Origin of the sequence: Xanthomonas sp. CFBP 8445, assembly GCF_025666235.1 — a bacterium.
In the GTDB taxonomy this organism is placed as follows: Bacteria; Pseudomonadota; Gammaproteobacteria; order Xanthomonadales; family Xanthomonadaceae; genus Xanthomonas_A; species Xanthomonas_A indica.
This window is the reverse complement of the sequence record NZ_CP102594.1, coordinates 873,896-892,938: the sequence shown is the minus strand read 5'-3', so window position 1 is coordinate 892,938 and position 19,043 is coordinate 873,896. Positions and strand designations below refer to the sequence as shown.

The 19,043-nt window shown below is 68.5% G+C and carries 18 protein-coding genes and 1 pseudogene; 11 read left to right on the top strand and 8 right to left on the bottom strand.

Translation table 11 applies throughout. The features are described 5' to 3' along the window. A complete protein-coding gene (locus NUG21_RS03915) occupies positions 1 to 345 on the bottom strand; it encodes a hypothetical protein (RefSeq protein WP_263392340.1) in 345 nt (114 codons plus the stop codon). 196 nt (positions 346 to 541) lie between these two features. On the opposite strand from NUG21_RS03915, the gene NUG21_RS03910 reads away from it, so the two are divergent. Next, positions 542 to 769: a hypothetical protein gene (locus tag NUG21_RS03910; protein ID WP_263392339.1), complete on the top strand. Its 228-nt coding sequence runs from the start codon at positions 542 to 544 to the stop codon at positions 767 to 769. Between the two features lie 77 nt (positions 770 to 846). Here the strand turns inward: NUG21_RS03910 and NUG21_RS03905 are convergent, their stop codons facing one another. The 3 genes from NUG21_RS03905 to NUG21_RS03895 all read right to left on the bottom strand — a co-directional run bounded on the left by NUG21_RS03905 (position 847) and on the right by NUG21_RS03895 (position 3,658). Continuing rightward, a complete protein-coding gene (locus NUG21_RS03905) occupies positions 847 to 1,278 on the bottom strand; it encodes a low affinity iron permease family protein (protein WP_019796955.1) in 432 nt (143 codons plus the stop codon). 167 nt (positions 1,279 to 1,445) lie between these two features. Next, the gene (locus NUG21_RS03900; protein ID WP_019796954.1) at positions 1,446 to 2,570 is read right to left on the bottom strand and encodes a fatty acid desaturase family protein; all 1,125 of its coding nucleotides are present in this window, start codon (positions 2,568 to 2,570) and stop codon (positions 1,446 to 1,448) included. Positions 2,571 to 2,581: 11 nt separating this feature from the next. After that, a complete protein-coding gene (locus NUG21_RS03895) occupies positions 2,582 to 3,658 on the bottom strand; it encodes a ferredoxin reductase (protein ID WP_263392338.1) in 1,077 nt (358 codons plus the stop codon). 92 nt (positions 3,659 to 3,750) lie between these two features. On the opposite strand from NUG21_RS03895, the gene fabR reads away from it, so the two are divergent. The 5 genes from fabR (at position 3,751) to NUG21_RS03870 (ending at position 7,908) form a co-directional block, all read left to right on the top strand. Continuing rightward, positions 3,751 to 4,395 (top strand): HTH-type transcriptional repressor FabR, encoded by a 645-nt coding sequence (fabR, locus tag NUG21_RS03890; protein WP_019798171.1) that lies wholly within the window; start codon positions 3,751 to 3,753, stop codon positions 4,393 to 4,395. 148 nt (positions 4,396 to 4,543) lie between these two features. Beyond that, positions 4,544 to 5,410 carry an SDR family oxidoreductase gene (locus NUG21_RS03885; protein ID WP_263392337.1) on the top strand — a complete coding sequence of 289 codons (867 nt, stop codon included), beginning with the start codon at positions 4,544 to 4,546 and terminating at the stop codon, positions 5,408 to 5,410. A 382-nt stretch (positions 5,411 to 5,792) separates the two neighbouring features. After that, the gene (locus NUG21_RS03880; RefSeq protein ID WP_019795903.1) at positions 5,793 to 6,305 is read left to right on the top strand and encodes a ferritin-like domain-containing protein; all 513 of its coding nucleotides are present in this window, start codon (positions 5,793 to 5,795) and stop codon (positions 6,303 to 6,305) included. Between the two features lie 72 nt (positions 6,306 to 6,377). Next, the gene (locus NUG21_RS03875) at positions 6,378 to 6,884 is read left to right on the top strand and encodes a YciE/YciF ferroxidase family protein (RefSeq protein ID WP_019795902.1); all 507 of its coding nucleotides are present in this window, start codon (positions 6,378 to 6,380) and stop codon (positions 6,882 to 6,884) included. Positions 6,885 to 7,005: 121 nt separating this feature from the next. After that, on the top strand, positions 7,006 to 7,908 hold the full coding sequence (locus NUG21_RS03870; RefSeq protein ID WP_019795901.1) for a manganese catalase family protein: 903 nt from the start codon (positions 7,006 to 7,008) through the stop codon (positions 7,906 to 7,908). A gap of 443 nt (positions 7,909 to 8,351) precedes the next feature. On the opposite strand, the gene NUG21_RS03865 is transcribed toward NUG21_RS03870, so the two are convergent. From NUG21_RS03865 to NUG21_RS03855, 3 genes and pseudogenes are all read right to left on the bottom strand, one after another. Beyond that, complete coding sequence (locus NUG21_RS03865) at positions 8,352 to 8,993, bottom strand: DUF6766 family protein (RefSeq protein WP_160945514.1); 642 nt, start codon at positions 8,991 to 8,993, stop codon at positions 8,352 to 8,354. Between the two features lie 567 nt (positions 8,994 to 9,560). Beyond that, positions 9,561 to 11,657 (bottom strand): annotated as a pseudogene (locus NUG21_RS03860) (methyl-accepting chemotaxis protein); the annotation flags it as partial. A 120-nt stretch (positions 11,658 to 11,777) separates the two neighbouring features. After that, positions 11,778 to 12,581, bottom strand: a complete 804-nt coding sequence (locus NUG21_RS03855; RefSeq protein WP_263392336.1) for a YiiX/YebB-like N1pC/P60 family cysteine hydrolase — start codon at positions 12,579 to 12,581, stop codon at positions 11,778 to 11,780. A 210-nt stretch (positions 12,582 to 12,791) separates the two neighbouring features. Between NUG21_RS03855 and NUG21_RS03850 the strand changes: the two genes are divergently transcribed. After that, positions 12,792 to 13,067, top strand: a complete 276-nt coding sequence (locus NUG21_RS03850; protein WP_242081943.1) for a hypothetical protein — start codon at positions 12,792 to 12,794, stop codon at positions 13,065 to 13,067. A gap of 67 nt (positions 13,068 to 13,134) precedes the next feature. On the opposite strand, the gene NUG21_RS03845 is transcribed toward NUG21_RS03850, so the two are convergent. After that, positions 13,135 to 13,605: a hypothetical protein gene (locus tag NUG21_RS03845; protein ID WP_160945518.1), complete on the bottom strand. Its 471-nt coding sequence runs from the start codon at positions 13,603 to 13,605 to the stop codon at positions 13,135 to 13,137. Between the two features lie 398 nt (positions 13,606 to 14,003). On the opposite strand from NUG21_RS03845, the gene NUG21_RS03840 reads away from it, so the two are divergent. From NUG21_RS03840 to NUG21_RS03825, 4 genes are all read left to right on the top strand, one after another. Further along, on the top strand, positions 14,004 to 14,855 hold the full coding sequence (locus NUG21_RS03840; RefSeq protein ID WP_242081942.1) for an IclR family transcriptional regulator: 852 nt from the start codon (positions 14,004 to 14,006) through the stop codon (positions 14,853 to 14,855). A gap of 104 nt (positions 14,856 to 14,959) precedes the next feature. Continuing rightward, the gene (locus NUG21_RS03835) at positions 14,960 to 16,366 is read left to right on the top strand and encodes an MFS transporter (RefSeq protein ID WP_263392335.1); all 1,407 of its coding nucleotides are present in this window, start codon (positions 14,960 to 14,962) and stop codon (positions 16,364 to 16,366) included. A gap of 108 nt (positions 16,367 to 16,474) precedes the next feature. After that, on the top strand, positions 16,475 to 17,404 hold the full coding sequence (locus NUG21_RS03830; RefSeq protein WP_242081940.1) for a dihydrodipicolinate synthase family protein: 930 nt from the start codon (positions 16,475 to 16,477) through the stop codon (positions 17,402 to 17,404). Between the two features lie 272 nt (positions 17,405 to 17,676). Next, positions 17,677 to 18,978 carry a carbohydrate porin gene (locus tag NUG21_RS03825; RefSeq protein WP_263392334.1) on the top strand — a complete coding sequence of 434 codons (1,302 nt, stop codon included), beginning with the start codon at positions 17,677 to 17,679 and terminating at the stop codon, positions 18,976 to 18,978. Positions 18,979 to 19,043 lie beyond the last annotated feature (65 nt).

The window sequence follows — 19,043 nt, the reverse complement described above, 5'->3', positions numbered from 1 at the left end:
CTAATCTTCGCCGCGTGCAGCGGCGGGATCGCGCGCCGCGTCGTCCGCCTCGTCCTCGTGATAGCCGCCGGGAGTGGCGGCCTTGCCGTGGGCGCCGCCCGCATGCTCGCCGGTGGCGCCATAGGTGCCGGCCTGGCCGAGGTTGGGCTGGCTGCGCCCGCTGCGGTCCTCGCCGTGGTCCTGCGGTGTCCGTACCTGCGACGGCGGCATCGGCTGCGACGGCACGTCCCGGTCGCGACCGCGCGGCACGCCGCTGTCGGAGGCAACATCATCGCCTTGCGTGCCGCGGTAGGCGGCCTGGCGGACATCGTGCGTGCCGGTGGGAGATGGGGTGCGCTGGGCCATGACGGTCTCCTGCAGAAGCGGTGAGCGCCTCACGCTAGGCCGGCCGTCGTTAGCCAGGGCACAAGGAGCGATGAAGGCCGTGCGAGCAGCACCTGGATTGCCGACCGGAGGCACCACGCCGCCCGCACGCGACGTGCACGCGTGCGCCACCTGCGCTGGCCGACGCTGGCGGTTCCTTCCTCACTGGAGCCCTGCGATGTCCGGTCTACTCTGGAAACTTGCGCTGGCCGGCACGGCCTACGCCGCCTTCCGCGCCTATCGCCGTCAGACCCAATCTCCCCTGCCCAACACGGCCGCCTCCATGCCGTCTGCCGAACCCGACGAGGGCCGCGCCACGCCGCCGCACGGCGACACCCTGCAGGCCGCCGAGCGCGCGTCGACCACCGCCGCGACCGACGACCCGGACGGCGCCGTCCCGGCCTGATCCCGGCGACGCGCAGCGGCGTGTCGCGCACACTGCCGACACGCCGCTCCTGCGGGTGGCAGCCGTACGGGCGTCAGTCAGTCCTTGGGGCGATCGTGGGTCTCGCGGCCGTCGCCGTGGCGGGCGTTGCGCGCACGCAGGGCCTCGCCGGCCTTGCGCGCCAATGCCTCGTATTGGCGGCGGATCTCTTCCAGCCGCTTCTCGTCCAGTTCTTCCAGATCCAGCAACTCGTTGTTGGCCTTGGCGCTGACCCGGATGAGTTCGTCGAGCTTGATCTGCATCGCCGCGGTGTCGGCGTTCTGAGTGTGCTGGATCAGGAACACCATCAGGAAGGTGATGATGGTGGTGCCGGTGTTGATGACCAGTTGCCAGGTGTCGTTGAAGCCGAACACCGGCCCGCTGATGCCCCAGATCAGCACGATCGCCACGGCGATGCAGAACGTCCATGGCGTGCCGGCCGCATAGGACGCCTTCTTGGCGACGACATTGAACAGCTTGGCAGGTTTCATCGCAGGCCCTCAGGCAACGGGAGATGCCTGTAACGCCGTCGCCGGCATGTGCAGGCGACCAGGATGATCTGCAGCGCGCCGTGAGCGAGACGTGCACATCGCGCCAGCGCCGAGCCAACGCAGAAGGCGGGGTCGCCCCCGCCTTTTTGCTCTCCCTGACGCGGCGCTCAGCCGGCCTGTTGCGTCGCTGCCTGCAGCGCGCGCGCCGGGCGCGGCCGGCTCGGGAAGGCATGGCGCAGGATCCGCCACACCACCTGGCCGAACTGCCGCGGCAGCGAACCGGTGTTGTAGTGCTGGCCGTAGCGCGCACAGATCTCGCGCACCTGCACCGCCAGCGCCGCGTAGCGGTTGGCCGGCACGTCCGGGAAGAAGTGGTGCTCGATCTGGTGGCTGAGGTTGCCCGACAGCACGTTCAGCAGCTTGCCGCCGGCCAGGTTGGACGAACCGCGCAGCTGGCGCAGGTACCAGTGCCCGCGCGACTCGTTCTTGATCGACTCCTTGGGGAAGGTCTCGGCGTCGGCGGTGAAGTGGCCGCAGAAGATGATCACGAAGGTCCAGATGCTGCGCAGCACGTTGGCGGCCAGGTTGCCCAGCAGCACCGGCAGGAAGAACGGGCCGGCCAGGGCCGGGAACAGGATGTAGTCCTTGAAGATCTGCCGGCCCATCTTGCGCCCGACCGGCAGGAACGTCCGCTTCAATTCGCCGCGCTTCATCTTGCCGGCCAGCCAGCGGCCCAGGCGCAGGTCCTGGATCGCCACGCCCCATTCGAACAGCAGCGCGAACACCACCGCGATGAACGGCTGCGCCAGGTAGAACGGACGCCAGCGCTGCTCGGGGAAGATGCGCAGCAGGCCATAGCCGATGTCGTCGTCCATGCCGCGCACGTTGGTGTAGGTGTGGTGCTTGAAGTTGTGCGTCTTGCGCCAGTTGTCGCCGGTGGCGACGATGTCCCACTCGTAGGTGTTGCCGTTCAGATGCGCATCGCCCATCCAGTCGTACTGGCCGTGCATCACGTTGTGGCCAAGTTCCATGTTTTCCAGGATCTTGGACAGGGTCAGCAGCAGCACGCCGGCGATCCACGCCGGCACCAGCACGCTGTGCACGAAGGCGCCCAGGAACAGCAGCGCGCGGCCGGCCACGCCTGTGTAGCGCACCGCGGCGACGATGCGGCGGATGTAGCGCGCGTCGCGCGCGCCCAGGTCGGCCAGGGTGCGCGTACGCAGCGCGTCCAGTTCGTCGCCGAAGGCCTGCAGTTCGGCCGGGGTGAGTGCGCGGTTGCGGGGAGCGGCCATGGGGAAATCCTTCAGAGGTCCAGGGTCAGGTCGCTGCTGGCGCTGTTGACGCACAGCTTCAGCGAACCGGGTTCGGCGGCGTGGGCGCCGCTGAGCAGATCACGGGTGACGCCGGCCTGCTTGCCGCAGGCGCAGCTGTTGCAGATGCCCATGCGGCAACCATGCTTGGGCCGCAGGCCTTCGGCTTCCAGTGCGGTGAGCAGCGACTGGCCGCGCGGCAGCTGCAGCACGCGACCGCTGCGCGCCAGGGTCACCGACACGGTGCCCTGCTCGACATCGGCCGGTGCCGGCGGCGGGCTGAACGCCTCGGCCTGGAAGCGCGCCACCTGTTGCTGCAGGCGCGTACGTGCGGCCTGCACGAAACCGCCCGGGCCGCAGGCCAGCACCTGCGCCTGCCCCAGGTCGCCCAGGGCCTCCAGCGGCAGCGTGTCCACGCGCGGCGCCGGCGTTTCGCCCTCGCCGGTGATGGCCAGATGCAGGCGGAAGCGCGGATGCGCCGCCGCCAGCGCCTGCAGTTCGTCGCGGAAGCAGACCTGGTCGTGGCGCCGCGCCCAGTACAGCAGGTCGACGTCGGCCGGCATGCCGGCGTCGGCCAGTTGCCGCAGCAACGCGCGCATCGGGGTGATGCCGCTGCCGGCGGCCAGCAGCAGCCAGCGGCCGTGCGGTGCGGTCGGCAACACCATCTCGCCGTAGGCCTGGCCGAGTTCGAACACCTCGCCGATGCGCGCGGCGCCGGCCAGGTATTGACTGACCCGGCCGCCATCGACGGTCTTGACCGTGATCGCCAGGCGCCCGCCCGGCAACGGCGTGGGGCTGTAGCTGCGCAGCAGCCGGCGGCCATCGATCTCCACGCCCAGCTCCACGTGCTGGCCGGCGCGCAGGCCGCGCCAGTGGCGGTTGGGCTGCAGCACCAGGGTCACCGCGTCGCTGCTGGCGGCCTCGCGCTGCACCAGACGCGCGCGCGGACGCTGCCAGGTCCACAGCGGATGCAGTCGGGTGGACCAGAAATCGAACACGTCCGGCTTGACCCAGGCGCGCAGGGCGCGGGCGGCGGGGCGGAGCTTGGCGGGACGGCGGGCAGCGTTCATGGGTCCACTATACAGGCACAGATACAGATGTCTATACACTTGTGCATTCAGCGGAAGCGGTATCATCCGCCATTGCCTGGCCCGGTCTGCCCATGACGACGATCTCCCCTCCCCCGTCCGCGGACACGCCGAACGCCCGCAAGGGCGCGATCTCGCGCGAAGACCTGCTGGCGGCGGCGCTGAAGCTGATCGGGCCGCACCGCAGCGTGTCCACCCTGAGCCTGCGCGAGGTCACCCGCGAGGCCGGCATCGCCCCCAACAGCTTCTACCGCCAGTTCCGCGACATGGACGAGCTGGCGGTGGCGCTGATCGACCTGGCCGGCAGCTCGCTGCGCACCATCATCGGCCAGGCGCGGCAGCGCGCCGCCGGCACCCGCCGCAGCATCATCCTCAGTTCCGTGGAGACTTTCATGGAACAGTTGCGCGCCGACGACAAGCTGCTGCACGTCCTGTTACGCGAGGGCACGGTCGGCTCGGACGCGTTCAAGCACGCGGTGGACCGCGAACTGAACTATTTCGAGGAAGAACTGCGCGTGGACCTGATCCGCCTGGCCGCGCTGGAAGGCGCGCCGCTGCACGAACCGGCGCTGGTGTCCAAGGCGATCACCCGGCTGGTGTTCGCGATGGGCGCCACCGCGATGGACCTGCCGCCGGAGAAGGACCCGGAACTGATCCGCCAGATCACCGCGATGCTGCGCATGATCATCGTCGGATCGCGCACGCTCGCCGCGGGCTGAGTGCGCGGCGCGGCGGCACCCGCCACCACAGGCGGCCGCCGGTGCGGGGTTTCACCCGCGTCGTGACACGACGCCGACACGGCCTTGGCCCCCGCTTTACCCGTGCCTGCCCACCCTCGTTGGACACTTCCCCAAGCGAGGCATGCACATGGCCATCCCGAATTACCCGTCGCCGCCGTTCAAGGCGCAGCAGCAATCCTTCCCCGGCAAGACCCAGGCCATGGATCCGAAACCGGACCATGGCGAAGACAGCTATGTCGGCCACGGCCTGCTGCAGGGCAAGCGCACCCTGATCACCGGCGGCGACAGCGGCATCGGCGCCGCGGTGGCGATCGCCTATGCGCGCGAAGGCGCCGACGTCGCCATCGCCTATCTGCCCGACGAGCAGGACGATGCCGAGCGCATCGGCAAGCTGGTCGAAGACGCGGGCGTGCGCGTGCTGTTGCATACGTGCGACATCAGCGACCGCGCGCAGGCCGAGACGTTGATCAAGACCGTGGCCGAGGCCTTCGGCGGCCTCGACGTGCTGGTCAACAATGCGGCCTACCAGCGCTACTTCCACAGCTTCGACGAGATCACCCTCGACGAATGGGAGAAGACCTTCGCCACCAACGTGCACGCGCCGTTCCACCTGGTGCGGCTGGCGCTGCCGCACATGCCCGAGGGCGGTTCGATCATCAATACCGCCTCGGTGAACTCGAAGAAGCCCACGCCCAACATCCTGCCGTATTCGGCCACCAAGGGCGCGCTGGCCAACCTGACCATCGGCCTGGCGGGCCTGCTGGCCGAGAAGAAGATCCGCGTCAACGCGGTGCTGCCGGGCCCGATCTGGACCCCGTTCATCCCCACCGGCATGGACGAGGAATCGGTGCGGACCTTCGGCGAACAGACCCCGTTCGGCCGCCCCGGGCAACCGGCGGAATTGGCTTCGGCCTATGTGCTGTTGGCTGCGGACACCTCGAGCTACACCTCGGGCACGCTGCTGACGATCTCCGGTGGGGCGGTGACGCTGTAGGGCGGGGATTCGGGATTGGGGAATCGGGAATGGGAACAGCACCGCTTTGGCGGTGCTGTAGGAGCGGGTTCAGCTGCAACCGGCCTTTCCATTGATATGTCGCTGTGGCTCTCCACGCGAGCACACGCATTGCACTTTCAGCCACGGGGCGTTCCCGCGAACGCCTGTCGCGGCTGCAGCCGCTCCTACGAGGAGCATGCGGCACCCGCGCGTGGCGCCCTTCGCCGCCGTGCACATTTCCTCACACGCCATCTCGCACGGCATTCACTCTGCGCTGCACCTGCTCTAACGGCGACGGGTCTAGGTTGGTCGCACAGGGGAAAAACACACGGACGCGCGATGCGATGCAGGTGCGTCGCGCACAACATCTGGAGCGATATCCATGACCCGAAGCAACACCGAACGCTTGTTGAAGTGGCTGCAGGACGCCTACGCGATGGAGCAGGAGGCCAACACCATGCTCACTGCCACCGCCGGGCGCCTGGAGCACTACCCGCAGCTGAAGGCGCGCATCGAGCAGCATGTCAACGAAACCCGCGATCAGTCCGAACAGGTCAAGCGCTGCATCGAGATGCTCGACGGCTCGATCCCCACGATCAAGGGCACGGTCGCCAGCGTAATGGCCTCCGTACACGCCGCCGGCAATTCGATGATGAGCGACGAAGTGGCCAAGAGCCTGGGCGTGAGCTATGCCTTCGAGCACATGGAGATCGCCAGCTACCGCTCGCTGGTCATCGCCGCCAAGGAAGCGGGGCAGACCGAGATCGCCGACATCTGTGCCGCCATCTTGGACCAGGAAATCGCAATGGCCGAATGGCTGATCGAGCACCAGGAAGCCACGATCCTGGCCTTCCTGAAGCGCGAGCGCACCGAAGGCGAAACCGCCAAGCACTGAGCGCCGTCGTACACGACACGACGTGCGCGCATTCCCCGAAGCACCATCATCCATCACCGATCGGAGACTCCCATGGCCGTCAAGACCATCGACGAATTGTTCATCCACGAGCTGTCGGACATCTACAGCGCCGAGAAGCAGCTGACCAAGGCGTTGCCGCGTCTGGCGCGCGCCTCCACCAACCCGGCGCTGCGCGCGGCGTTCGAGGCACACCTGGAGGAAACCCAGGGCCAGATCGAGCGCATCGACCAGATCGTCGAAAAAGGCAACCTGCGCCTGAAGCGAATCAAGTGCGCCGCGATGGAAGGCCTGGTGGAAGAAGGCAAGGAAGTGATCGAGTCGATCGAGGCCGGCCCGGTGCGCGATGCGGCACTGATCGGCGGCGCGCAGAAGGTCGAGCATTACGAGATCGCCTCCTACGGCACCCTCGCCGCCATGGCCAAGCAACTGGGCATGGACGATGCCCTGACCCTGCTGCTGGAAACGCTCAACGAAGAAAAGTCCACCGACGAGAAGCTGACCCTGCTCGCCGAACAGGGCGGCAACGAAGAAGCCGCGCGCAAGCGCAAGGCGGCCTGACCGCCCGGCCGCGGCTCGCCAGAGCGGGCCGCGGCGTCCCAGACGCCTATCCCCCACGCGCGGCCGCCGGCCGCGCCATGACGTCGTCGCGACGTTCGGGCGGCACTCCAGGAGATTTTCCATGTTCATGCACAACAAGCGGCTGATGTACACGGTCCGCGTGGCGCAGCCCGACCCGGCGCTGGCCTCGCTGATGCTGGAACAGTTCGGCGGCCCGCAGGGCGAACTGGCCGCGGCCATGCGCTATTTCACCCAGGCCATCGGCGAAGTCGATCCCGGCCGCAAGGATCTGCTGTACGACATTGCCACCGAGGAACTGAGCCACCTGGAAATCATCGGCTCGATCATCGCCATGCTCAACCAGGGGCCGAAGGCGGTGCTGTCCGAAGGCATGGCCGAAGCCGAGGACATGCGCAACCTTACCCGCAACAACAACACCAGCCAGACCCAGCAGATCCTCTACGGCGGCGGCCCGGCCCTGGTCAATTCCAGCGGCGTGCCGTGGACCGCAGCCTATGTGGACAGCATCGGCGAACCGACGGCCGACCTGCGCTCCAACATCGCCGCCGAAGCCCGCGCCAAGATCGTCTACGAGCGGCTGATCAACGTCACCGACGATCCCGGCATCATCGATGCGCTGACCTTCCTGATGACCCGCGAAGTGGCGCATCAGAAGTCTTTCGAGAAGGCGCTGTACTCCATCGAGCCGAACTTCCCCCCGGGCAAGCTGCCGGGCGACCCGGCCTTCACCGATCGCTACTACGACATGTCGCAGGGCGACGGCGACATGCACGGCCCCTGGAACAGCGGCAGCCAGTGGGAGGCCATTGCCGACCGCAATCGCCAGGTGGCAGTGGATGGCGGCAGCGGCATGCCGACCGTGGGCCTGAGCGAGCTGGAACAGAGCGCGCTGCAGGCACTCGCGGCGCGCACGCTGTCGCAACCGGACAGCGACCCGACCACCGGTGCCGACCTGGGTGCCGGCCCCGGCGCCGGCTCGACCAAGGGCAGCGTGGCGCGCTAGCGCGCGATCCCACCGTCACATCCAGGCCGACGACACGCCGCGGTGCAGTTGCATCGCGGCGTGTGCGTGTCTGGCGATGCGCGCCAGAGGCCGCACGGCGCGACCGAATCGGCGAAGACACACGGCGGGTTGTCGCATTGCCCAAGCGCTAAGGGCCGCGCACGCATTCCAAGGTGGGTCTGCCGGCCGCCGCGGGCTCCTGCACTGTCGCGCTGTGCTTACCCCTGCCCCGCCATACGCGCGCTAGCGGCACGCCGGCCCAGAAAGCGCGCGCGCTTCGCAAGGCCGGCCGCGAGCTTGCTGGCTCGGCCATGGATCTCGCACTGCGGTGCAAGGCCAGGCCAGGATCTCGGCGGATCCGGCAGGGCCATCGGCAAACGCCACAACGCAGGGATGGCGGGTCAACATCGTCCCCGCCAGCACGTGCGCCGCGCTGCACTCGATCAATCGCCGGTCTGCCGATGCGGCGCATGCACCGGCTTGGATTGCGGGGAATCCTTCTGCCGCAGCCAGATGGTCAATACCACCAGCGCGAACACAGCCAGGAACTCGCTTTGCCAGTTCTGCATCGACTCGAACCAGAACTGCGCGCCAGTGACGTGCTCCCAGAAGGACGGCGGCGGCCGCTGTTGCATCGCCTGCTCCGCCACTTCGTGGCGCCAACTGCCCAACGCATGCAGTACGAAGCTGAGCAGGAACAGGGCGCCGAAGGCCAGCGCCAGCGAACGCTCGTACAGCGCCAACCAGATACCGCCTGCGCGTACAGGCCACGGCACCGGACCGGCCGCGACGGTGTCATCCTCCTCCGCCGTCGACAGCGGCCGCGACTCGGCCGAGCCCCACTGGCGCAGCTTCACCGTCAACACCACGTACATGCCCATCTGCAGGAACTCGCTCTCCCAGTTCTCGAACAGCGCGCCGATGAAATGTCCGCTGTGCAGGTACTGCCACATCGGCAATGCCGCCAGCCCCTGCTGGCGCAGCTCCTCGTTGTAGGCCTGGTGACCGCTGAGCGCCTGGCCGGCCATGAACAGCAAGCTCAGCGCCAGCAACACGATCGACAGGCTGTTGCGTTTCCAGAACATGCAGTGGGCTCTCCTCCACGCGCCACCGTGCGGGCGCGCCGTCGCTGCGACCATAGGCAGCGACGAGCAAAGAGCGGATGAAGAAGCTGGGGTGACACCCCTTGCCTGCCAGGCGCTGCCCCCACGTGTCTGGGCGGCTTCAGCCGCGATCGGGCTTTCCCGCGCATTCGGTCGCGGCTGAAGCCGCTCCTACGACAACGCCTCCGCCAGCGGAGGCGACATCGGTCTCTTCGACAGCTTGCGCTGTCCCGAAGCGGTCACCTTTTGAGCGATTGCCAGCCTGCGCGAACTGCAGGATGTCATCGCGCGTTCGCCAACCCCCTGGAGGTCACAAGGGCGAGACGCTCCGGCGTGGCGGCAGAGGCCACCACGCCGCCCGGCTCAGAACTCTTCCCACTCCGCGCTGTCCGCCGGCACGCCCTGGATCGGGCGTGGCTTGGCCGCCGGCTGCCGCACGGGGGCCGCCGGCTTGGGCCTGGAGGCGGCAACGGCGGCACGCACCGGCGGCCTGGCCGGCTGCGGCTTCGCCGCTCGGGCCGGTGCCGCGCTGACGGCGGCGCCACCGGCGAGGCGGAACACCGCCACCGCGCGCGCCAGCTCCGCCGCCTGGTCCTCCATGCTCTTGGCCGCCGCGCTGGCCTCTTCCACCAGTGCCGCGTTCTGCTGGGTGCTCTCGTCCAGCTGCATCACCGTCTTGCTGACCTGGTCGATGCCCGCGCTCTGCTCGGCGCTGGCCGCGGAGATCTCGGCCATGATGTCGGTGACCCGCTTCACCGAGGCGACCACCTCGGCCATGGTGGTACCGGCACGGTTGACCAGGGTCGAGCCCTGCTCCACTTCCTGCACCGAGTCGGAGATCAGGGTCTTGATCTCCTTGGCCGCGGCCGCCGAGCGCTGCGCCAGCGAGCGCACTTCCGAGGCCACGACCGCGAAGCCGCGGCCCTGCTCGCCGGCGCGCGCGGCTTCCACCGCGGCGTTGAGCGCCAGGATGTTGGTCTGGAACGCGATGCCGTCGATCACGCCGATGATGTCGGCGATGCGCGCCGAGGCGGCGCTGATCGAGGCCATGGTGGTCACCACCTCCTCCACCGCGCGGCCGCCGTTCTCGGCCACCTCGCCAGTGCTCAGCACCAACTGGTTGGCCTGGCGCGCGCTGTCGGCGTTCTGCTTGACCGTGGAGGTCAGTTCTTCCATCGAGGCGGCGGTTTCTTCCAGGCTGGCCGCCTGCTGCTCGGTGCGCACCGACAGGTCGCTGTTGCCGCTGGCGATCTCGCTGGCGGCGGTGTTGATCGAGCCGACCGCGCGCTGGATGCCCTGCACGATGCCGGTCAGTTGCTCGGCGGTGCGGTTGGCGGCGTCGGCGAGCTTGCCGAACGCGCCTTCGTAGCGCACGTCCACGCGCTGCGACAGGTCGCCATCGGCGATCGCGCCCATGATCCGGCCGACGTCGGCCAGGCCGCTGTCGGCCTGGCGCATCAGCCGGTTCAGCGCTTCCACCATTTCCTTGAACGCGAACTCGTAGCGCGCCTCGTCGCCCCGCGCGCTGAAGTCGCCGCGGGCGGCCGCATCGGCCAGGCGCGCGATGTCGCCGTTGACCGCCGACAGGTTGGCCTTGACCACATCCAGCGCCTCGTGCAGCGCGGCGCGCTGCCCCGGCAGCCGGCGCATGTCGCGGCGCAGATCGCCGCGGCCGTACTCGTCCATGATCGCCATCGCCTCGACGATCGCGTCCAGGTGTTCGAACAGGGCGGTGTTCATGCCATGCGCCAAGGTACCGTAGTCGCCAGGGAAGTCCTCCGGCATGCGGTGGCTGATGTCCTCGCCCTGCTGCAGCCGCACCAGGGTCTGCATCTCGCCGTTGAAGCGCTGCAGCTGGGTCTGCATCTGCTGCATGCTGGCCATCAGCTGCCCGGTCTCGTCGCGCGACTCCACCTTGATCGGATTGTCGAAGCGGCCCGAGGCGATCGCCTCGGCGGTCCGCGTGGCGCCGCGCAACGGCGTGACGATGGCACCGGCGATCAGCCAGCACAGGCCCACCACCAGCGCCACCAGGCCGGCGCCGATCACGGTCAGCACCTTGGTGAACCCCATCGCCTCGGCCTGGATGTCTTCGGCGTATACGCCCATCACCAGCACCCAGTTCCATTGCGGGTACAGCGCGGCGTAGCTGATCTTCGGCAGTTGCACCGACTTGCCAGGCTTGGGCGCGGTGTAATAGCTGAAGCCGTCGCCACTGCGCACCGCGGTCTGGATGTCGCGGTAGACGTACTCGCCGGCATCGCTCTTGTAGCCGCTCATGTCGGTGCCGACCGCGCGCTTGGGATGCATGACGATGCGCATCTGCGGATCGGCGATGAAAAAGTAGTCCACGCCGCCGTTGGTCTTCATGTCGGCGAGCGCGCCCTTGGCCGCCGCCTGCGCCTGCGCCTCGGTCATCTCGCCGCGCTTGGCCAGGTTGGCGTAGTGCTGCATCACGCTCAGGCCCATGTCGACCTGGGTCTTCACGGTCTGCTTACGCGCGTCGATCAGGTTGAGATATTGCAGGCGTGCCGCCGCGACCGCCAGCAGCACCACACCGAGCGCGATCAACGTACACAGCACGACGAACTTGCGTGCCATGGGCAGGTTGGCGATATGGCGGCGAAGGAACTGGATGGGATTCATGGTGTCAGGAAAAACCCTAAAAACGGACTCTGGTATCGGCCCGCAGGCAGGCGAACTTGAACCGCCGCGGGTTGAACAAGATGAACGGGCAGCACAGTTCTACGTTGGAGACGCTCCCCGTCAGGCCATCGCCGCATCGAGCGGCGTCGCGGCCGCACGCGGCGCGGCAGCGGGCGGCTCCCACACCAGGCGGTGGAAGTCGAAGCCCTGCTGCAGCCGCGGCTTGACCACGTTGAAGTACGGCGACACGTCGAAATCGCGCGGCAACGTGAGGCTGTGATGGCGCGGGTGCAGGATCTCCGCGTCCTCCTCGGCGTCGGCGCCCACCGGCGCCGCCTGGTCGATCCCCGGCAGGATCGGATAGCGGATCGCGCCGAAGGCCTGCGCCAGCAGCGTCGAACAGATCGCCCGGGTCGGCTCGCCGCTGCCCAGTTCGAGGAAGCGGCGCTTCACCGACGACGGCAGCGGCGGCGTGCGGACCAGGTAGCGCGCCAGATCGAAGATGTTCTTCAGGTCGTAGCTGTTGCCGACCCGCGAGACCATGTACTCCACCACGGTCTCGATCTCCTGCGCGCTCAACCCGACCGGGCGGCAGATGCGCGTATGCAGGTCGGCGAACTCGCTCAATCCCACCAGGCGCACGCCGACGTTGATGTCGACATCGCAGAACAACGGCGCCTCCTCGCCGGGAACCCCGGCCACGTGGTCGCCGATGTACAGCGCCGCGTGCGACCAGGTGGACTGGCTCAGATACTTGATGGCGGTGGAGAAACGGCTGTTGCCCTCGACCAGCAGCACGTCGCCCTTGCGCAGCGTGCCGCGCAGCAGTTGCGGCGGGCTGGTCGGCAGCTGCGAACCGTGGCGGCGCGGCTTGGACAGAAACTTGGCCAGGTGGCGGCCCAGCAAACGTGGCAAGGACAGCATGCGCGTTCCCCCGAGGGACGGCCGCTTCGGCGAAACGGCTCCGCTATCTTCAATGGCGGCCCTGCCTGGGAATTCTTGAGTCGGCCAGCCTCGCCACAGCCTGGGCGTGCATGTGGATCGCCTCGTCCCGCACAGCATCGCGATGCCGCCGCAGTGCGTTAGGATGCCCGCTTGCCCGGCACCGCGCCAAGACCAGGATCAAGGACGACGATGATCGCAATAGCGCTGACGACGATTGGCATCGGTTTCGTCATCGGAGTGCTTTTCGGCGCACGGCATCTGTTCTGGATCGTGCCGGCCGCACTTGCGTGCCTGTTCGTCTGGGTGCGGCGTGCCGGTGCCGAGGCGCACAACCCTGAGCATGCGGGCTGGATATTTGGCCTGGCCTTGATCGCATTACCTGTGTTGGGGGTGCTGGCTTCGGTCGGGTGGCTCGCTGGTCACCTGCTGCGCCTGCAGATTCTGCGGCGAATCGAGAGCAGATGAGCAGCAGCATGCGCCGGACCACTGGCACCGCATTCTGGTTGCCGTGGCGGACACCGGCACAAGAAGGTCAAGGCCGCCGCAGCACCGACAACTCCATCATCTCGGCCGAGTTCCGATTCAGATAGATCACGTACGTGCGGTTGCCGCCCGCGTGCACCTCGAGGCTGTCGCCAGGCATGAGCCCGGCTTTCTCGACCACCGGGCCGCCACGTGGCGCCGCACGCAGATGCGCCGTCGCAGCGTCCGTACTGGGCGTCAGATTGGACACGGTCAAGGCGCCGTTCCAGATCGCGCGGCTCTCGCCCGGCAGCAGCGTCATGAGCGCCGATGACGCAGCCGCTTCCGACTTGCATGCCGCGGCCTGCGCCTCGGCCAGTTGCCGCTGCAGCGGCTTGACCTCCACGTACTGCACGAAGCCGTAGGTCGCGCCGATCACCACCAGCACCGCCGACACCTCGGCAGCGGTGCGCTTGAACGAGAGTCCTTGCCACCATGTCTGCGCCGGCGGGGGCGGCGCCTGTCGGGTCGTTCGGGCCATGCATCACGGTATCGGTGCCGCCACTGCGGTGTCTGCCAGCACGGCTGACAGCGCCGCATCCGGCCGCGTTCGTCTACCTGGCGCGACAGCAACGACGCCGCGTACCTCGCGACAGGCGCCACCTCGAGGTGCTGGTGTGGCGCGACATGGCGCCGCGCTTACGCAACTCCAGCACGCGGCGCCCTGGCTTTCCGGGATCTTCGAATCAGAGAGCGGCGCCTGGTAGTGAGCACCGCCCACGCGGCATGTTGCGCCGCAACTTGACGCATTGCGCGTCCAGGCAGACTCTGGGCATGAATTTACGAAATAATTTTCGCAATCCGAAATTCACTTGTCAAGCGACATCCCCGGGCAGGTCGAGCAAGCTGACGATTCCCCCGGGCCTCCAGGAACTGCAGATGGTCAAGACGATTTCCCAGCGCGCGGCCAACCCCGCACCCGACGACGGCGACGACGCCGGGGACAAGAAGCTGCGCAGTACCGTGCAGTCGCTGGCCAAGGGCTTTCGCGTGCTCGAGGCGTTCTCGTCCGAACACGAAGAACTGTCGCTGAGCCAGATCGCGGCCCTGGCCAGGCTCGATCCCGGCACCACCTTCCGCATGCTCAACACCCTGGTCGAGCTGGGCTACGTGCACCGCGTGCCGGAGAGCCGCCGGTTCCGCCTGACCCTGAAGGTGCTCGACCTCGGCTTCCATGCCATCGCCCGCCGCGACCTGCGCAGCGTGGTGCGGCCGCTGCTGCGCACGCTGGTCAGCGACGTCAACGAGGCGGCCAGCTTCGCGGTCCTGCAGGGCCCCGACGTGCTCTATATCGAACGCGTCCGCGCCGGCATCACCCGCCTGGGCGTGGACATCCGCATCGGCACCACGGTGCCCAGCACCCGCACCGCGATCGGCCTGGCGATGCTGGCGCACCTGGCACCGGCGGAAGTGGCGCGCGTGACCGGCGTGGACGTGCAGGCCCAGACTCCGGAGATCGCCACGATGCGGCGCACCTTCGACTGCATCCGCCGCGACCGCTACGTGATCCTGGATTCGATGCTGACCGAAGGCCTGCGCGTGCTGGCGGTGCCGGTCCTGGATGCGGACGACTATCCGCTCGGCGCGATCAGCGTCGCCGCGCCGTCGGTGCGTACCAGCCATGCCGAACTGCTCGACACCGCCCTCCAGCCCACGCTGCTGGCCGCCAAGGACATCGCCTTCGCGATCCAGGCCAGCGGGAGTGTTGCCGTGACCGCCCCCAGCACCTGATCCGCCCGGGCCGTCGCCCGGCCCTCCCTGTCCGTCTCGCCTCGTGGACGCTTCGGCGTCCGCGCCGGGGTCCCCTTGTCCTGCGAAAGGCAGCCACGATGCTCATGCCCACCACAGCCGCCGCCACCTCCACCACCACCAGCGCCCGCGCGCCGTCCATCGCCGAGGCGCAGGCGGAGATCGGCGCACGTCTCGAACGCCTGCCGATCACCCGCAAGGTGTGGTGGGCGCGCAACATCGTCGGCGCCGCCACCTTCTTCGACGGCTACACGGTGATCGCCATCGCCTACGCGATGCCGGTGCTGACCAAGGAATGGCAGCTGTCGCCGGCGCAGATCGGCATGATCCTGTCGGCCGGCTACCTGGGCCAACTGCTGGGCTCGGTGTTCTTCGGCTGGCTGGCCGAACGCATCGGCCGCCTGCACGTGCTGCTGTTCACCATCCTGCTGTTCGTGTCGATGGACGTGGCCTGCCTGTTCGCCGGCAGCGCCGCGGCGATGATCGCGTTCCGCTTCGTCCAGGGCATCGGCACCGGCGGCGAGGTGCCGGTGGCCAGCGCCTACATCAACGAACTGATCGGTTCGAAGAAGCGCGGGCGCTTCTTCCTGCTGTACGAAGTGATGTTCCTGCTGGGCCTGGTCGCCGCGGGCGGCATCGGCTACTTCCTGGTGCCGGCCTACGGCTGGAAGGCGATGTTCATGGTCGGGCTGATCCCGGCGGCAATCATGATTCCGCTGCGTTTCTTCATGTTCGAATCGCCGCGCTGGCTGGCGGCCAAGGGCCGCTACGCCAAGGCCGATGCCATCGTGACCGAGCTCGAGCGCAGCGCCGAGCGCCGCCACGGCCCCTTGCCGACGCCGGTGTTCGACCGCACCGCGCTGCCCAAGGCGCAGCGCTCGGACTGGCGCGAGCTGTTCGGCAGCGTCTATCGCAAGCGCACCCTGGTGATCTGGAGCCTGTGGTTCTGCTCCTATCTGGTGGCCAACGGCATCATCACCTGGCTGCCGACGCTGTACCGCACCCACTTCGGGCTGTCGCTGCAGCAGAGCATCGCCTATGGCTTCTTCACTTCGCTGGCCGGCGTCGCCGCCGCGGTGGCGTGCGCCCTGTCGATCGACCAGGTCGGGCGCAAGCGCTGGTACGGGCTGGCGTTCGTGGCCGGCGGCGTGCCGCTGCTGGCGCTGGCGGCGCTCGGTGGCACCTCGGCGCCGCAGGTGCTGGTGTTCGCGGCGCTGGGCTATGCCGCGGTGCAGACCATCACCTTCTCGCTGTACCTGTACTCGGCCGAACTCTACCCCACCCGCATCCGCGCCATCGGCACCGGACTGGGCAGCGCCTGGCTACGCCTGGGTTCGGCCTGCGGGCCGCTGCTGGTCGGCGCGGTCATCGCCGGACTCGGCATCCGCTACGTGTTCGCGGCCTTCGCCGCCGTGCTGCTGGCCGGTGCCGCGGTGACCTGGCGCTTCGCCCTGGAAACCAAGGGCAAGTCGCTGGAGCAGCTGTCCCCCTGAGCGCATCGCCGGCACCGCCGCCGGCGCATCGCGCATCGCCTCCGTACCACCCCATCGGACCCCGCGTTCGATTCCATCCCCCGTTGATCCAAAGAAGAGGAAATCCGCATGAGCCACATCGACCTGAAAGGCCTGGTCCCCGCCCCGGTCACCCCGTTCACCCGCGACGGCGCCGTCGACTATCCCGCGATCAAGCGCATCGGCGCCTGGCTCGGCGGCATTGAAGGCGTCAAGGGCCTGACCGTGCTCGGCCACGCCGGCGAAGGCACCTTCCTGGAACGCGACGAACAGGCCAAGGTGATCACCGCGTTCCGCGACGCCGTCGACGGCCGCATCCCGATCATCGCGGGCATCACCCTGGAAGGCACCCGCGTCGCCGCCGACGAGGCCAAGCGCGCAGTCGCCGCCGGCGCGTCCGCGGGCCTCATCTATCCGTCGCACGGCTGGCTGCGCTTCGGCTATCAGAAGGGCGCGCCGCAGGACCGTTACAAGGCCATCCACGAGGCCAGCGGACTGCCGATGATCCTGTTCCAGTACCCGGACGCGACCAAGGCCACCTACGACCTGGAGACGCTGCTGGAGATCGCCGCGCTGCCCGGCGTGGTCGCGATGAAGAACGGCGTGCGCAACATGAAGCGCTGGGACACAGAAATCCCGGTGTTCCGCAAGGAGCGCCCGCACGTGCCGGTGCTGACCTGCCACGACGAGTATCTGCTGCACACCATGTTCGACGTGGATGGCGCACTGGTGGGCTATGGCTGCATCGCCCCGGAACCGCTGCTGGAGATGATCGCCGCCGGCAAGGCCAAGGATTACGCCAAGGCGCGCGCACTGCACGACCGCCTGCTGCCGGTGACCAAGAGCGTCTATCACCGCGGCTCGCACATGGAAGGTTCGGTGGCGCTGAAGTGGGCGCTGGTCGCGCGCGGCCTGCTCGACCACGCCACCGTGCGTTCGCCGCTGCTGCCGCTGGCCGAGGGCGCCGACAAGGAGATCGCCGCGGCGATGGCGGCCGCCGGGCTCGGCAAGGTGGCCTGACCCGTCGGGTCGATCACTAGGGCCGCGTGCACGCGCGGCCCTGCTCGCAGCGGCAGCCGGCGCGTCCGCGCCGTGCCTGCCGCCTGCGTTGCATGTCGTTGTTGCGTCACCCCCTGCTGCCAATAGGCGCCGCTGTCGACGGTGAGCCCAAGGCGCCGCGCTGCTTTCTTGTCGTTGCGTGACCGCAAGGTCCGCCATCCCGCGTCCTACCGGTCCGGACACGCACGCATGCGCGTGCCCGGTGCATCCCTTCGTCCGTGGAATCCGCTCCCATGTCGCGCCCCCTGTCGCTGCTCGCATCGGCCGCACTGACGGCCGTCGCCCTTCCCGCCTCCGCCGTCGCCGCCGACACCGGGCAGTGGCTGGACGACCACGGCATCGCGCCGCGCCTGGTCTGGTCCAACGACTATGCGCGCAACGTCAACGGCGGCCTGTCGCGCGGCGATCGCAACGCCGGCGGCGTGGTCGCCGGCGCGGATCTGGATCTGCAACGCCTGTTCGGCATTCCGGGCGCCACGCTGCACGCCACCGGCGCCTGGTACTACGGCGACAGCCTGTCGCAGCGGCAGATCGGCAACGGCGTCAAGGTGCAGGGCTACTGGTATCCGCAGCAGCAGGCGCAACTGGCGCAACTGACCTGGGAACAGACCTTCGCCGACGGGCGCTGGCAACTGGTCGCGGGGCGCATGAACACCACCTGGCAGTTCGCGCGCAGCCGCTACGGCTGCCGCTTCGTCGGCGCCTCGGACTGTCCGTTCCAGTTGAGCCAGGCCGACGGCGGCTTCGTCGGCTTTCCCTACGTGAACTGGGGCGCGAAGCTGCGCTACAAGCCCGACGCCACCTACGTGTCGGTGGGCGCGTTCGAACTGAACCCGCAGCGCAAGAACACCCATGGCCTGGACTGGAGCACCGCCGACAGCAACGGCGTGCTGGGCACGCTCGAGGTCGGCTACGAACCCGATCCCGCCCGCGGCAAGGGCGCGCCGCGCTACGTGGCCGGCCTCTGGTACAACTCGGCCGACTACAGCGATCTGCGCTACAACCAGGCCGGCGGCCTGCGCGGGTTGGTCGGCGGCCCCGCGCGCCTGTACGACGGCGGGCGCTGGGGCGCGTACGCGCTCGGCGAGCGCGCGCTGTACCGGCCGCAGGGCATGGCGAGCAAGCGCATGCTGGTCGCCTTCGGCAACATCGCCGCACCGTTCGATGCGCACCAGGTCTACGACCTGCAGGTTACCGCCGGGCTGTACTACAGCGGCCCGTTCGCTTCGCGGCCGGGCGACGGACTCGGCATCGTCGCCAACTACTACCGGTTCAGCGCCGACCAGCAGGGTTACATGAACGATGTGCTGCGCAAGCGCGGCGCGGCGCCGGACATCGCGCGCAACGAAGTCATGGTCGAACTCAACTACAGTTATCGCATCGCCCAGTCGCCGCTGTTCCTGGTGCCGAACGTGCAGTACATCGTCAACCCCGACATCCTGGGCAATCCCGCCGCACGCCGCGCGCCGGACAACGCACTGGTGATCGGCTTGCGGGTGATGCTCAACATCGGCGGTCTGGGCACGCCGAAGTAAGGCGGCGCGTGCGGCCCGCCGGCACTGGCGGCCGCGACACGCGCTCGCCGCGCGACAAGGCGCCA

Excerpts from the sequence above, each read along its gene's own strand:
- NUG21_RS03915 (WP_263392340.1), bottom strand. The coding sequence starts at position 345 with ATGGCCCAGCGCACCCCATCTCCCACCGGCACGCACGATGTCCGCCAG.
- NUG21_RS03910 (WP_263392339.1), top strand. The coding sequence starts at position 542 with ATGTCCGGTCTACTCTGGAAACTTGCGCTGGCCGGCACGGCCTACGCC.
- NUG21_RS03905 (WP_019796955.1), bottom strand. The coding sequence starts at position 1,278 with ATGAAACCTGCCAAGCTGTTCAATGTCGTCGCCAAGAAGGCGTCCTAT.
- NUG21_RS03900 (WP_019796954.1), bottom strand. The coding sequence starts at position 2,570 with ATGGCCGCTCCCCGCAACCGCGCACTCACCCCGGCCGAACTGCAGGCC.
- NUG21_RS03895 (WP_263392338.1), bottom strand. The coding sequence starts at position 3,658 with ATGAACGCTGCCCGCCGTCCCGCCAAGCTCCGCCCCGCCGCCCGCGCC.
- fabR (WP_019798171.1), top strand. The coding sequence starts at position 3,751 with ATGACGACGATCTCCCCTCCCCCGTCCGCGGACACGCCGAACGCCCGC.
- NUG21_RS03885 (WP_263392337.1), top strand. The coding sequence starts at position 4,544 with ATGGCCATCCCGAATTACCCGTCGCCGCCGTTCAAGGCGCAGCAGCAA.
- NUG21_RS03880 (WP_019795903.1), top strand. The coding sequence starts at position 5,793 with ATGACCCGAAGCAACACCGAACGCTTGTTGAAGTGGCTGCAGGACGCC.
- NUG21_RS03875 (WP_019795902.1), top strand. The coding sequence starts at position 6,378 with ATGGCCGTCAAGACCATCGACGAATTGTTCATCCACGAGCTGTCGGAC.
- NUG21_RS03870 (WP_019795901.1), top strand. The coding sequence starts at position 7,006 with ATGTTCATGCACAACAAGCGGCTGATGTACACGGTCCGCGTGGCGCAG.
- NUG21_RS03865 (WP_160945514.1), bottom strand. The coding sequence starts at position 8,993 with ATGTTCTGGAAACGCAACAGCCTGTCGATCGTGTTGCTGGCGCTGAGC.
- NUG21_RS03855 (WP_263392336.1), bottom strand. The coding sequence starts at position 12,581 with ATGCTGTCCTTGCCACGTTTGCTGGGCCGCCACCTGGCCAAGTTTCTG.
- NUG21_RS03850 (WP_242081943.1), top strand. The coding sequence starts at position 12,792 with ATGATCGCAATAGCGCTGACGACGATTGGCATCGGTTTCGTCATCGGA.
- NUG21_RS03845 (WP_160945518.1), bottom strand. The coding sequence starts at position 13,605 with ATGGCCCGAACGACCCGACAGGCGCCGCCCCCGCCGGCGCAGACATGG.
- NUG21_RS03840 (WP_242081942.1), top strand. The coding sequence starts at position 14,004 with ATGGTCAAGACGATTTCCCAGCGCGCGGCCAACCCCGCACCCGACGAC.
- NUG21_RS03835 (WP_263392335.1), top strand. The coding sequence starts at position 14,960 with ATGCCCACCACAGCCGCCGCCACCTCCACCACCACCAGCGCCCGCGCG.
- NUG21_RS03830 (WP_242081940.1), top strand. The coding sequence starts at position 16,475 with ATGAGCCACATCGACCTGAAAGGCCTGGTCCCCGCCCCGGTCACCCCG.
- NUG21_RS03825 (WP_263392334.1), top strand. The coding sequence starts at position 17,677 with ATGTCGCGCCCCCTGTCGCTGCTCGCATCGGCCGCACTGACGGCCGTC.